This is a genomic window from Tardiphaga sp. P4_G1, from assembly GCF_056401215.1.
In genome coordinates, this window is sequence record NZ_JBFUJU010000007.1 from 379,089 (window position 1) to 391,093 (window position 12,005).

Annotated in this window: 12 protein-coding genes; 5 read left to right on the plus strand and 7 right to left on the minus strand. The window is 61.7% G+C overall.

Annotated elements, in window-relative coordinates:
• Window positions 1-41 precede the first annotated feature (41 nt).
• Window positions 42-428: an MAPEG family protein gene (locus tag AC1DUY_RS19240; RefSeq protein WP_478116297.1), complete on the plus strand. Its 387-nt coding sequence runs from the start codon at window positions 42-44 to the stop codon at window positions 426-428.
• 37 nt (window positions 429-465) lie between these two features.
• Here AC1DUY_RS19240 and AC1DUY_RS19245 read toward each other — a convergent pair whose 3' ends face one another.
• The 7 genes from AC1DUY_RS19245 to AC1DUY_RS19275 form a co-directional block, all read right to left on the minus strand.
• Window positions 466-2,439 (minus strand): ABC transporter ATP-binding protein/permease, encoded by a 1,974-nt coding sequence (locus AC1DUY_RS19245; RefSeq protein ID WP_231078537.1) that lies wholly within the window; start codon window positions 2,437-2,439, stop codon window positions 466-468.
• 50 nt (window positions 2,440-2,489) lie between these two features.
• The gene (locus AC1DUY_RS19250) at window positions 2,490-4,619 is read right to left on the minus strand and encodes a hybrid sensor histidine kinase/response regulator (protein ID WP_478116299.1); all 2,130 of its coding nucleotides are present in this window, start codon (window positions 4,617-4,619) and stop codon (window positions 2,490-2,492) included.
• Between the two features lie 99 nt (window positions 4,620-4,718).
• A complete protein-coding gene (locus AC1DUY_RS19255) occupies window positions 4,719-5,492 on the minus strand; it encodes an ABC transporter permease (RefSeq protein ID WP_093757930.1) in 774 nt (257 codons plus the stop codon).
• Entirely contained in the window at window positions 5,489-6,277 is a 789-nt protein-coding gene (locus AC1DUY_RS19260; protein ID WP_175369458.1) for an ABC transporter ATP-binding protein, read from the minus strand. The genes AC1DUY_RS19255 and AC1DUY_RS19260 overlap by 4 nt, the downstream gene beginning before the upstream one ends.
• Before the next feature lie 30 nt (window positions 6,278-6,307).
• Window positions 6,308-7,324 carry an ABC transporter substrate-binding protein gene (locus AC1DUY_RS19265; RefSeq protein WP_246297930.1) on the minus strand — a complete coding sequence of 339 codons (1,017 nt, stop codon included), beginning with the start codon at window positions 7,322-7,324 and terminating at the stop codon, window positions 6,308-6,310.
• A 390-nt stretch (window positions 7,325-7,714) separates the two neighbouring features.
• On the minus strand, window positions 7,715-8,320 hold the full coding sequence (locus AC1DUY_RS19270) for a serine hydrolase domain-containing protein (protein ID WP_478116303.1): 606 nt from the start codon (window positions 8,318-8,320) through the stop codon (window positions 7,715-7,717).
• A 280-nt stretch (window positions 8,321-8,600) separates the two neighbouring features.
• Window positions 8,601-9,500, minus strand: a complete 900-nt coding sequence (locus AC1DUY_RS19275; protein WP_478116343.1) for an AraC family transcriptional regulator — start codon at window positions 9,498-9,500, stop codon at window positions 8,601-8,603.
• 174 nt (window positions 9,501-9,674) lie between these two features.
• Between AC1DUY_RS19275 and AC1DUY_RS19280 the strand changes: the two genes are divergently transcribed.
• The 4 genes from AC1DUY_RS19280 to AC1DUY_RS19295 all read left to right on the plus strand — a co-directional run bounded on the left by AC1DUY_RS19280 (window position 9,675) and on the right by AC1DUY_RS19295 (window position 11,950).
• The gene (locus tag AC1DUY_RS19280) at window positions 9,675-10,433 is read left to right on the plus strand and encodes an SDR family NAD(P)-dependent oxidoreductase (RefSeq protein WP_478116305.1); all 759 of its coding nucleotides are present in this window, start codon (window positions 9,675-9,677) and stop codon (window positions 10,431-10,433) included.
• A 29-nt stretch (window positions 10,434-10,462) separates the two neighbouring features.
• A complete protein-coding gene (locus AC1DUY_RS19285; RefSeq protein ID WP_120287780.1) occupies window positions 10,463-11,137 on the plus strand; it encodes a glutathione S-transferase family protein in 675 nt (224 codons plus the stop codon).
• Between the two features lie 99 nt (window positions 11,138-11,236).
• Window positions 11,237-11,761, plus strand: coding sequence for a cysteine hydrolase family protein (locus AC1DUY_RS19290; protein ID WP_478116345.1), 525 nt, complete (start codon window positions 11,237-11,239; stop codon window positions 11,759-11,761).
• Between the two features lie 66 nt (window positions 11,762-11,827).
• Window positions 11,828-11,950, plus strand: a complete 123-nt coding sequence (locus AC1DUY_RS19295) for a hypothetical protein (RefSeq protein ID WP_439062053.1) — start codon at window positions 11,828-11,830, stop codon at window positions 11,948-11,950.
• Window positions 11,951-12,005: the final 55 nt, after the last annotated feature.

The following is a 12,005-nucleotide window of genomic DNA, read 5'->3' on the forward strand; positions in this document are numbered from 1 at the left end:
AAGACGCAGTTTGGCCATACTATTTGACCTGGGGGATTTCGATGCCGTTCGCCTATTGGAGCATTCTGATTGCTGCACTGCTGCCGCTGATCATTATTGGTTATGCCAAAGCGGGATCGCGCGATAACAGCGCGCCGCGCGACAGCGCCGAGAACCTCTCAGGTGCCAAACGCCGCGCCTATGCTGCGCACCAGAATGCCTTCGAGAACTTCCCGTTCTACGCAGTCTCGGTCGTCGCAGCGTTGAATTTTGGCGCATCGGCGACGACCGTAAGCGTGCTGGCCGCTCTCTATCTTGCGTTTCGGATTGCGCACGCGCTGCTGTACATCGCGGATAAATCGTCGCTGCGCTCAGCCGCCTATGCCGGCGGCCTCTTCGCCAATATCGCGATCTTCCTGTCGCCGGCGCTGAAGATCAACTTCTTCTAAGTTGAAACACGCAGCAAGCGCCTCATAGCGCCTGGTGTCACGCCGCGCTCCTGGCCGGCTTGCGCTGGCGCAGGAAGCGGCCGAGCAGACGGCGCTTACCCTTGCGCGGGATGAGATCGATGTCGCTGACCAGCTTGGCGCCGCCCTTGCGGCGCTCCAGCACGATCTTGCGGCTGTGGAAGGCTTCAAGCTCGACGCGATGCGCGACAGATACCACCGTGGCGTTGGGCAGCTCCTTGGTGAGCAGCTCCATCATCTTGTCCTGGCTCTTCGCGTCCAGCGCCGAGGTCGCTTCGTCCAGCACAATGATATCAGGGCGGTGCAAAAACAGCCGTGCGAAAGCGAGACGCTGCTTCTCGCCGCCGGACAGCGTCTGGTCCCACGGCGCATCCTCCTCGATCTTCTCCTTGAGATGGCCGAGCCCGACCTTGTCGAGGGCGTCGCCGATCTGCTCGACGGTCCAGTCCTCCGACGCCGCGGGATAGGCGGCTGCGCGGCGCAAGGTGCCTGACGGCACATAGGGCTTCTGCGGCAGCATAAAGAGCCGCCGGTCCGGATGGAAATTGACGCTGCCGCCGCCCCATGGCCACAGGCCCGCAATGGCACGCACCAGCGTGCTTTTGCCGGTGCCGGACTCGCCCGCGACAAGCAGACGTTCGCCAGGCTCGATCTTCACTTCGGCATCGCCGACGACGGCAGTGCCGTCATCGAGCGTCACGGAGAGATCATGCAGGCTCAGCATCGTCTCATCCGTCGTTTCGCCGCGCTTGATACGACCGATACCGTCGCCGAGTTCAGCGCGTTCGAGGCCGTCCAGCGACATCATCAGCGAGGCAATGCGGCGCGCGCAGGCGTTCCAGTCGGCAAGGCGCGGATAGTTGTCGACCAGCCAGCCGAATGCGCTTTGCACGATGGTGAAGGCAGACGCCGCCTGCATCACCTGACCGAGCGACATGCTGCCGTCGAGAAATTTCGGCGCGCACAGCAGCAGCGGCACGACGGGCGCGATCAGGCTCGAGCCCTGCGAGACCAGCGTGGTACGCATATGCTGCCCGGCGAGACGCGCCCATTGCCTGAGGACATTGCCGAAGGTCTTGTCGATCCCGTCGCGCTCTTCCTCTTCGCCGCCGAGCAGCGCGATGCTCTCGCCGTTTTCGCGCACGCGGGTAAGCGCATAACGATACTCCGCCTCAGCCTGGTTTTTGTCCTCGGAAATCTGCACGAAACGCCGGCCGATCACCATGATCGAGCCGGACGCAATGGCCGCATAGATGATCGCGGCAATGACGAGGAAACCGGGAATGGTGATGAGACTGCCGCCCACAGTCAGCGTCAGCGCGCCGCCGATGGTCCACAGCACGACGATGAAGGTGGTGGCGGAGAGAAATGCCGCGATGACGCCGGAGACGAAGTCGACGGGCGAGTCGGTCGCGATGCGCAGATCCTCGGCGATCCGATATTCGGGATTCTGGTGATCGCCGCCGACAAGATTGAGCTGATAATAGCGGCCGCTGGTGAGCCAGCGCGACACCACAGAATTGGTCAGCCATGCGCGCCAGCGACGCTGGATACCCATGCGGCCATAGACCTGCGCGACACCCAGCAACACGCTGCCGATGGCGAGCGGAAAGAACACGCCAGTGAGATGAAACACGCTGGCCGCATCGCGTTTCTCGATGGCGTCGAAGATCGCGCGGTTCCAGACATTGATGCCGTATTGAAACGCCACATTGGCGACGATGAGCAGCAGCAGCCCGACCGAGAACACCCAGGCTAATCTGTCGCCCGACTTGCCCCAGAAGCCACGCGCGCTGATCCAGAATCGCGTCAGCAGATAGTCCTTGCGTGCCTGCTCGGCCTCTTCCGGCGTCAGGTCCGGATCGGGCTCCACGACTTCAGGCGGCGGCGGCTCGATATGCTTGCCGTCCTCGCCAACGACCCCGACAATCGGCCCCTTCAGATCGGACGCGTCGGATGCAGGCTTGGCTTCGTTAACTGAATGTTTGCTCATGGCGCGATAACGCCAAGGAAATCAAAAGGTTCCTTGGAGTTCCCAGCGGCTCAGACAGCCTCGCGCTGAGCCTTGCGCCAGGTGCCGGCCTTGGTGAGCACCCGCGACAATTGCTCGATCGAATAGGGCTTATGCAGCAGCTCGAACCCGAAGGTACCGTTCTGCGCCAGCACATGACTGTAGCCGGAGGTCAGCACCACCGGCAGATCCGGATAGAGTTTTCGAATCTCCTGCGCCAGTTCGATGCCGGTCATTCCAGGCATCACGACATCGGAGAACACGACGTCATAGTGCGTGGCATGACGGGCGAGTTCGACGAGCGCTTCCTGAGCGTTCGGCCGCAACACCGTGGTGTAGCCAAGCTCGCTCAGCGCATCGGTCGCAAAAGTCCCGACGTCGCGATTGTCTTCCACCACCAGCACCGACATGCCGTGGCCATCGACGACGGGCGCTTCGCTCGCCGACAGCGCCGGCGCGATGCTGTCGCCGGAGACGCGCGGCAGATAAAGCGTGAAAGTGCTGCCCTTGCCGACTTCGCTGGCGACCACGACCTCACCGCCGGATTGTTTGGCAAAGCCGAACACCTGCGAAAGTCCGAGGCCTGTGCCCTGCCCGACTTCCTTGGTCGTATAGAATGGCTCGAAGATGTGCTCGAACTGATCGGCAGGAATACCGCTGCCGGTGTCGGATACTGAGATCGCCACATAGCCGTCAGACCTCAGGGCAAGCGCAACGGGGACTTGCTCTGCCGCGCTGACGGCGATCGTCAGCCGCCCCTCGCCCGCCATGGCATCGCGCGCGTTAACCGCGATGTTGATCAACGCGGTTTCGAACTGGCCGATATCGGCATCCACAAACAACGCCTCATCGGGCACATGGGTCATAATTTCGATAGGCGCCCCCGTCAGCGTGCCGATAATCTCGCTCACCGAATGCACGCATTGGCCGACGTCGAATACTTCAGGCTTCAGCGTCTGGCGCCGCGCAAAGGCCAGCAATTGCGCTGTCAGCTTGGCGGCGCGATTCACTGTTTCGGAGATCGCTGCAATGTAGCGGGCACGACGATCCGGCGAGAGATCGGGCCGTTGCAGCAAGTCGACTGACGAGCGGATCACGGTCAGCAAATTGTTGAAGTCATGCGCGACGCCGCCAGTCAACTGGCCGAGTGCTTCGAGGCGCTGGCCATGTTTCAGCGCTTCTTCGGCCTCACGCCGTTTCAGCGCTTCGAAATTGAGCCGGCGGGTGCGACGGATCGCGAATGCCAGCAACAGGAACAGCAATGCCGTCGCAGGAACGCCGAAGATCAGATGATAGCTGATGGTGCGCAGCCAGCGCGCACGGATCGCTGACGTCTCAAGACCTGCCGCGACATAGACCGGATAGCCGGCGAGCTGCTGATAGCCGATACGGCGCTCGACATTGTCGCCGGGCGAGACAAGCGTGACCAATCCTCCAGCAGGATGGGCCGACAGGGTGCGGCCCACGGGCCCCTTGGGATCGAGACGCACCTCACGGTCGAGCTGCGGATAACGTGCCAGGATCGAACCATCGGTGAGACCAAGCGCAAAGAAGCTCCCGGCATCGTGGCCGATGCGCGCATAGAAACGATCGAAATATTCCGGAAAGACAGAGGCCTGCACCACGCCGGCGAAGCTGCCGTCGGCCGAGACCCGCCTGCGGCTCACACCAAAGAACGGCGCCCCCTGATAGGGCGGGCGCGGCAACAATGATTGACCGATGAACGTGCCGGCATCACCTGCGATATGGACCCTGTAATAATCGCGATCAGAGAAATCGAGATCCGGCAGCGTCAGATCCAGACTGTTGACCAGCGCGCGACCTTTATTGTCGAACACCCAGACCGACTTCAACTGCGGCAGCGCATCGGTGAGCTGCTTCAGCCGGCCCACCATCCGGTCCGATTGCGCACGCAGCTCGTCGTCGGATTTACCGCGTACGATCTCGTTCATTTCCGACAGGCTGCGGTCGATCGTCTCGAACACCTTTAAAGCGTGTTCATGCGCCACATCGAGCGCACGCTCGATCTCACGGTCGGCGATTTCGCGGGTCGACACCCACGATGTCGCCGCCGCGAACAGAAACAGTGCAAGCGGAAGGGCCAGCGAAGCGGCCATCATCCATTGCAGCGTTCTCAACGAATTTTGGTGTTCGGTCTTCACAGCACCTGCCCGACTCCCTGCAGTCTAGCGCAAGGGCGGTGTCTCACCAACCGCTCCGCGGGCGGGAACCCGCCGTAGCCGGGAGGAGGTCCTGTGGCGTTAGCCGGCCGCGCTCATTTGCGACCGGAAGGCCCATTTGGTGAAATGCTGCTCGATCCCCGCGAAGACCGCGTACATGAGCACGCCTTCAAAGGCGAGCAGCAGCAGGGCGGCGTAGACATTCGCCATACGGAAGCTGGCACCCTCCAGCGCGATCAGATAGCCGAGCCCGGCATTGGCGCCGAGCGTCTCCGACACGACGGTACCGACGAAAGCCAGCGTGATAGCGATCTTCAGCGAGCCGAAGAAATATGGCAGCGCACGCGGAATGCCGACCTTGAGCATGATGTCGAGCTTGCCGGCGCCGAGCGCCCGCAACACGTCCTCGAGTTCCGGTTCGGTTGTCGCCAGACCCGTGGCGATATTGACCACGATAGGGAAGAACGAGATCAGGAAGGCGGTGACGATTGCCGGCACTTCGCCGATGCCGAACCACAGGATCAGCAGCGGGACAATGGCGACCTTCGGGATCGTGTTGAAGCCGATCATCACGGGATAGAGCCCGCGATAGATCGCCCGCGACCAGCCCACGACGAGACCGAGAATGATGCCGAAGCCCACGGCCAGGGCAAATCCGACCATGGTCACCCAGAGCGTGACCCAGGAATGATAGAGAAACACACGCCAGAGTTTGAACATCGCCGCAAAGGCGGCCGATGGCGGCTGCAGCACCGACGTGTTGACCTTGAAGACGATGCAGGCCAGCTCCCAGACCAGGAAGATGGCAATGGTGAAGAGCCAGGGCGAAAGCTTTTCGAGAGTCCGCGGGTTCATGACTGGCGCACCTGTGCGATCTTCATGCGCAGCTCCATCACGATGTCGCCGAAATCCTTTTCATAGGTCACCTGCAGATCGCGCGGGCGCGGGAAATCCACTGGCTTGATCTGGACGATGTGACCGGGGCGCGCGCTCATGACGTAGATATTGTCGGCGAGGAACGCCGCCTCGCGCAGATCGTGCGTCACCAGAATCACCGTGAAGCCCAGTCGCTGCCAGAGATCGCGCAGCACGCACCACAGCTCCTCGCGCGTGAACGCGTCGAGGGCGGCGAAGGGCTCGTCGAGCATCAGCAGCGCCGGCTCGTGGATCAGCGAGCGGCACAGCGACACGCGCTGCTGCATGCCGCCGGACAATTCCCAGGGATAACGGTCGCTGAAGCCGGCGAGACCGACGGTAGCCAGAAGCTGCTCGGCCTTGGCGCGGAACTCCACTTTCTTGGAACGAAACTGCGAGCGATGTGGTTCTACGATTTCCAGCGGCAGCAGGACGTTGTCGATCACCTTGCGCCACGGCAGCATGTTGGCGTTCTGGAACGCCATGCCGGCCATTTTGACCGGGCCTGTCACCTGTTTGCCGTCGATGGCGATAGTGCCGGCCGTCGGCTTGTGCAGGCCCGTGACAAGCCGCATCAAGGTGGACTTGCCGCAGCCGGAGGGGCCGACCACCGCGGCGAATTCGCCGCGCTGGACTTTGAGCGTCGCATCCTGGAGCGCGACAATGTCACCCGAGGCGCCACGGTATTTGAGCGTGACGCCGTCGATATCTACGAACGCTTCCATGCGCGACGACCTGGCCTTCTGTCGTGACGCTTAGAATTTTCGCGCGTCGGCTGGGGGCAGATATTCCGAGGTGAACAGATCCCCTGCCTTCGGCTTCGGATTCTTGAACTCGTAGGTCACGGCGATCTGATCGATGGCATCCGTCATGCGCTTCTCGTCGATGCCGCCGACGCCATTGGCCTTCACCCACGGGGTCACGAAGTTGTCCTTCAGCGACATCTTGAGACGGGCGAGTTCGATCTTCTCGTCGGCGGTCTCGTTGCGCTTCATCACCGACTTGATGGCCGTGTCGGGGTCCTTGATGGTGTCGATGATGCCTTTGACAGTTGCGCGCACGAAGCCAGCGACGAGTTTCGGATTGGCCTTTGCGAATTCGGGGTTCACCATGATGGCGTTGCCATAAAGCACGATGCCGTAGTCCGACATCAGCATCACCTTGATGTCCTTCTCGGCGATGCCCTTGGACATCAGGTTGAAGTAGGACGAGAACGAGAAGCCGGTGATCGCATCGACTTTGCCGTCGGCGAGCATCGGCTCGCGTACCGGGAAGCCGACATTCTCGATCTTCACCTTGCTGTCGTCGATCTTGTTTTCTTTGACGAAGGCCTTCCACTGCGCGAAGGCGCCGTCCGGCGCCGGTGCGCCGAGGATCTTGCCTTCGAGGTCCTTCGGCCCATTGATGCCGGACTTCGCGATGCTGACAATCGAGAAGGGCGGCTTGTCATAAACCATGAGGACGCCCTTGACGTCCTTGTCCGGATTCTGGTCGCGGAAGCGCGCCAGCGAATTGATGTCGAAGAAGCCGATCGGATAGGTGCCCGCCGCGACCCGCGCGATGCCGGCGACCGAGCCTGGACCGGAGTCGATGGTCACGTTGAGGCCTTCGGCCTTGTAGTAGCCCTTGTCGAGCGCAACGAAATACGGCGCGGACGGACCTTCGAATTTCCAGTCGAGCGCGAATTTGACATCGGTGTCGGCGCTCGCAGATAGCGCAGACGCCAGCAGCGCTGCACCCGCCATGACGCTCAAACCCAGCTGACGAAACATGAAAAACTCCCCCTGATCAATTATCAGGCACAGGCTAGCACAGCCCGTGCCAACCTTGGCGAGTCCCCTTTTCAACGAGAAATAGCGCCGCGGCTCCGAGGGATCGGGTTCGAGGAGGCAATATGCTTAAATCGTGAGCAAAAAAGAACACCGGCCTGCTTGCGCAGACCGGTGTCCTGATCGGTGTCTGAGGACAGCCCACTCAAAGTCCGTGAGTTCATATCTCATGATTCGAGGCCCCGGTTCGGGAGCTTGAATCATGCCTATCTTAGTATTTGCAACGCCGACTTGAAGGTCCGAAATGAGTCGGATAGCGGACATTCCGCAGACATGTCAAAAGCGACGCGAATAACCAACAGCGGTCGATGCCGGGTCTGCCGCGAGCTATTGTCAGCCTAGCTGATCGACCAGTGCCGACCATAGGGCCCATGGCTCGGCTCGATGTACCGGGTCCTCAATTGCAGTGTGCACCATGACAATCTTAGAGGGCGGATCAACGCAAATATACTGGCCCTTGTATCCTAACAACGCGAACTGTCGCCTCTCGCCGGGAAACAGCCACAAGAGATAACCGTAGCCAAATCCTTTCGTCGCCGCGCCCGGCAGCAAATAGCGATCCGAGGCTCGGACTGTTGTTGCATCAATCATCCATTGCGCCGGAGCGATTTGCTTGCCATCCCATGCGCCATCATGCGCCAGCAAGCGCCCAAGCCGGGCGTAATCGCGCAGAACGGCATTGAAGCCAAAGTGCCCTAGTTCAAATCCTTCTGCGTCTATCAACCAATTAGCATCGGCTTCCGCGCCGATAGGCTCCCACACTTTCTCGCGCAGATAATCGGAGGCTGACTTGTTGACAGCACCTTGAAGCACCATGCCGAGCACGTCGGCTTCGATGCTGGCGTAGTAAAATCTCGTTCCCGATGGGGCGATACGATGATTGAATTGCACGATGCTCTTAACAGTGCCCAACTTCCATTCCGGGAACGCGATCCCCATGCCGTTCCACAGGCGATGTCAGGTTTGAGTCTGCAATCCGCCGGATAGCGAAATGGGTTGAGCTTGCTCACGATCCTCGATTTATGAGTAAACGCCCTAGTAGGCGGCCGTCTTCGTCCGTCCCGATCATTGGGTCCTGTGCCATCGGCATGACGTTGCGCCTCACGCTTTCCGGAGAGGATGGTGACCTGGGAAGTCCAGCGTGACGGCTCGCATTGGGCGATGCCCCCCGGTTCCCTTGAACAGCCTTGGAGTCAACAGCTTCGAAGCTGACGGCCGACTAATTGATCATTTGATTGTCGATCGACTGCCTGAGCTTGCGCACGTCGCGTGCGGGCGGAGCCCCGAACTGCCGCAGATATTCGCGGCTGAACTGAGAGGCGCTTTCATAGCCGACCGCATAGGCGACGTCGGATGCACTACGGTCGCCGGCGAGCAGCAACTGGCGCGCCTCTTGAAGGCGTATCTGCTTCTGATACTGGATCGGGCTCAATCCAGTCAGCGCGAGAAAGTGGCGATGCAGGCTCGCACGGCTCATGCCAGAAGCTTCGCACAGAGCCTCGATCCGCAGCCGCGTATTACCGCGGTCGCGGATCCATTCGACCGCGCGGCGGATGCCGCCGATCGCGCCTTCTGGGCGGGCGATGTGGCGCAACAGTCGCCCCTGCGGGCCCTGCAGGAGACGATAAAGCAATTCGCGTTCGGCCATCGGCGCGAGCGCCGGGATGTCCGCAGGCGTGTCGAGCAACGCCAGCAGTCGCAGCAGCGTGTCGCGCAGCGGCGGAGTCATCGGATTGATCGCGATGCCGCTGCCTGGCGCGTCCGTGTCGCGCATCGCTGGCATCGTTGATGCGACCTCGGCGAGAAGCGCCGGATCGAGGACCAGCGAAACCGCCACAAAAGGACTGCCGTCGTCAGCGTCATGGATCTGTCCGCTCAAGGGAAGATCGAGTGCGCTGACCAGGTATTGAGACGCGTCGTAGCGCAGCAGGTTGTCGTGGATGGCCACCTCTTTCGATCCCTGCAGAATGAAGCAGATCATCGAGCGGTAGAGACATGGTGACGTCCCCGAGGTCGCCTGTCCAACGCCGATTTCCAGGCGCGGGATTGGCGTCAAATTCATTCCGATCCGCCCGTGGCGGAGGGCGAGATCGCGATGCGGCTGTAGGTTGTCGGTCATGCCAACAAGCATGACACCAATCCTCACGCCTGAAAAGAGCCTGAGACAATTAGGCAAGCAATTGAGAGCATTAGGCGGGGCGTCGGACACAGCAATCGCCTACCTGACTGGCAGCGAAATGCGACGCCTCAGCGGCGTGCCGTCTGGAAAAATCAATTCACAAGGAACCTAGCCATGTCTCAGAAGATCGCTCTCATTACCGGCGCCAGCCGCGGCCTCGGTCGCAGCATGGCGCTGCACCTCGCCCGTCGCGGCGTCGGCATCGTCGGCACCTATCGCCAGGGCGTGGCGGAAGCCGATGCGCTGGTAAGCGAGATCGAGGCGCTGGGCGGCACGGCGGCGATGCTCGCGCTCGACGTCACCAAGGTGGCGAGCTTTCCGGCCTTCGCCGCATCCTTCGCCGAGACGCTGCGGAGCCGCTTCGGCAGCGACCGGTTCGACTATCTGGTCAACAACGCCGGTGCCGTCGTCCACGTGCAGGTCGCTGACGCGAGCGAGGAACAGTTCGATGCGATGATCGACATGCACCTGCGCGGACCGCTGTTCCTGACGCAGGCATTGCTACCGGTTCTCGCCGATGGCGGACGCATCCTCAACGTCTCGTCGGGCTTCACGCGCACGTCGATGGCCAGCTTCGGCCTTTATGCGGCGGCCAAGGCGGGGCTCGAGACGCTGACCCGGTTCATGGCGCTGGAACTCGGCGCGCGGCAGATCCGCGTCAACGCCATCGCGCCCGGTGCCATCGCCACCGATTTCGGCGGTGGTAGGGTCCGCGATAACGAACAGGCTCATGCCTTCGTCGCGAGCAAGATCGCGCTAGGCCGCGTCGGTCAGCCCGACGACATCGGCGGCGCGGTCGCAGCCATCCTGTCCGACGATTTCGGCTGGGCCAACGGCACGACGTTCGACGTGTCGGGCGGCCAGTCGCTCTGATCTCTGTTCCAGCACATCGAGACACCATCATGACCGAGCAAAACCTCACTCTCGTCAGCCACCCGCTGTGCCCATTCGTCCAGCGTGCCGCGATCGTCCTGCTCGAAAAAGGGGTGGCGTTCGACCGGGTCAACGTCGATCTATCGGCCAAGCCCGACTGGTTTCTGGCCCTGTCGCCGACCGGCAAGGTGCCGGTGCTGAAGGTGCGCCAGCCGAACGGTGAGGATGCGATCCTCTTCGAAAGCGTGGTCATCTGCGAATATCTGAACGAGACGCAGGGTGGCGCGGCGATGTATCCCGACGATGCATTGCTGCGTGCCCGGCATCGCGCCTGGATAGAATTCGCCACCCAGACCTTTACGGAGGGCTGGCAGTTCCTCCACGCCAAGGACATGGCGACCGCCGACGCGAAGCGGGCCGCCTTCCGTGATCGGCTGAGCAAGATCGAGGCCGAGCTGGGCGACGGCCCGTATTTCGCCGGGCCGGACTTTGGTCTGGTCGATGCGGTCTACGCACCGCTGTTCCGCTATTTCGGGATCATCGATCCGGAAGTGGCTGACCCGATCTTCGCTGGCCTGCCACGCGTTACGGCGTGGCGCGCGGCGCTCGCTGAGCGACCTAGCGTCAAGAACGCCGTCATCGACACCTATCCCGACCTGTTTCGCGACCACCTGCGCCAGCAAGGCGCGATGATCGCCGCCTGATCCTAACCAACATCCCAGGAGTTATACCATGACCGACGCATCCAGAGCGCGCTGATCCTAATCGAATATGTCAACGACTGGCTCTCGCCGACCGGTGGCATCTATCCGGCGTTCCAGGACCGGGAGCAGGTCGACACCGCTATCGCCAATTCGAAGATCATCCTCGAAGAGGCCCGCCGTCGCGGCCTGCACGTGATCCACGCAGCGCTGAAGTTCGAGCCGACATTCAAGGTGCTGGGCGAGGCCAAGTACGGCCTGCGCAAGATGACGCGCGACCATGGCGCGTTCCTGGGTGAGCAGGCCGATTTCTTCCCCGGGTTCGAGCCGGCGGCGGGCGAGCATGTCGTTCGCGAGCGCGCCGGCGGCAGCAGCGTCTTCGTCGGAACCACGCTCGACGGCTACTTGCGCAACAACCGCATCTTCGACATCTACCTCGCCGGCTTCTCGCTGCGACAGTGCGTCGAGTCTTCGATGCGCAACGCGCACGACCTCGGCTACCACACCAACGTCATCTACGACGCGTCAGCCGGCTATACTCGCAAACAGCAGGACGACTTCGTCGCCGAGATCGCCCCATTTTACGCCAACGCCGTCACCACGCAGGAGTTCGTGGCTAAGGCATAATCCGCCGCTGGACCCGGCCCGGTTATAGGGCCGGGTTTCCGTCGGCCGTAGATGCGAGGCGATACGATGATTGGGATCAGGGTCGAACTCACCATCGCGCCGGGTAACACCTACGCATTCGAACACGCCTTAGCGATCCAAGCCGCCGCAGTGCGTGCCAACGAGCCGGGTACCGGCCGTCAAACCTGACGGATCATGAGAAGGTCAAACAATTTTATACGGTTTCGGAAAAGCTACCCGACCC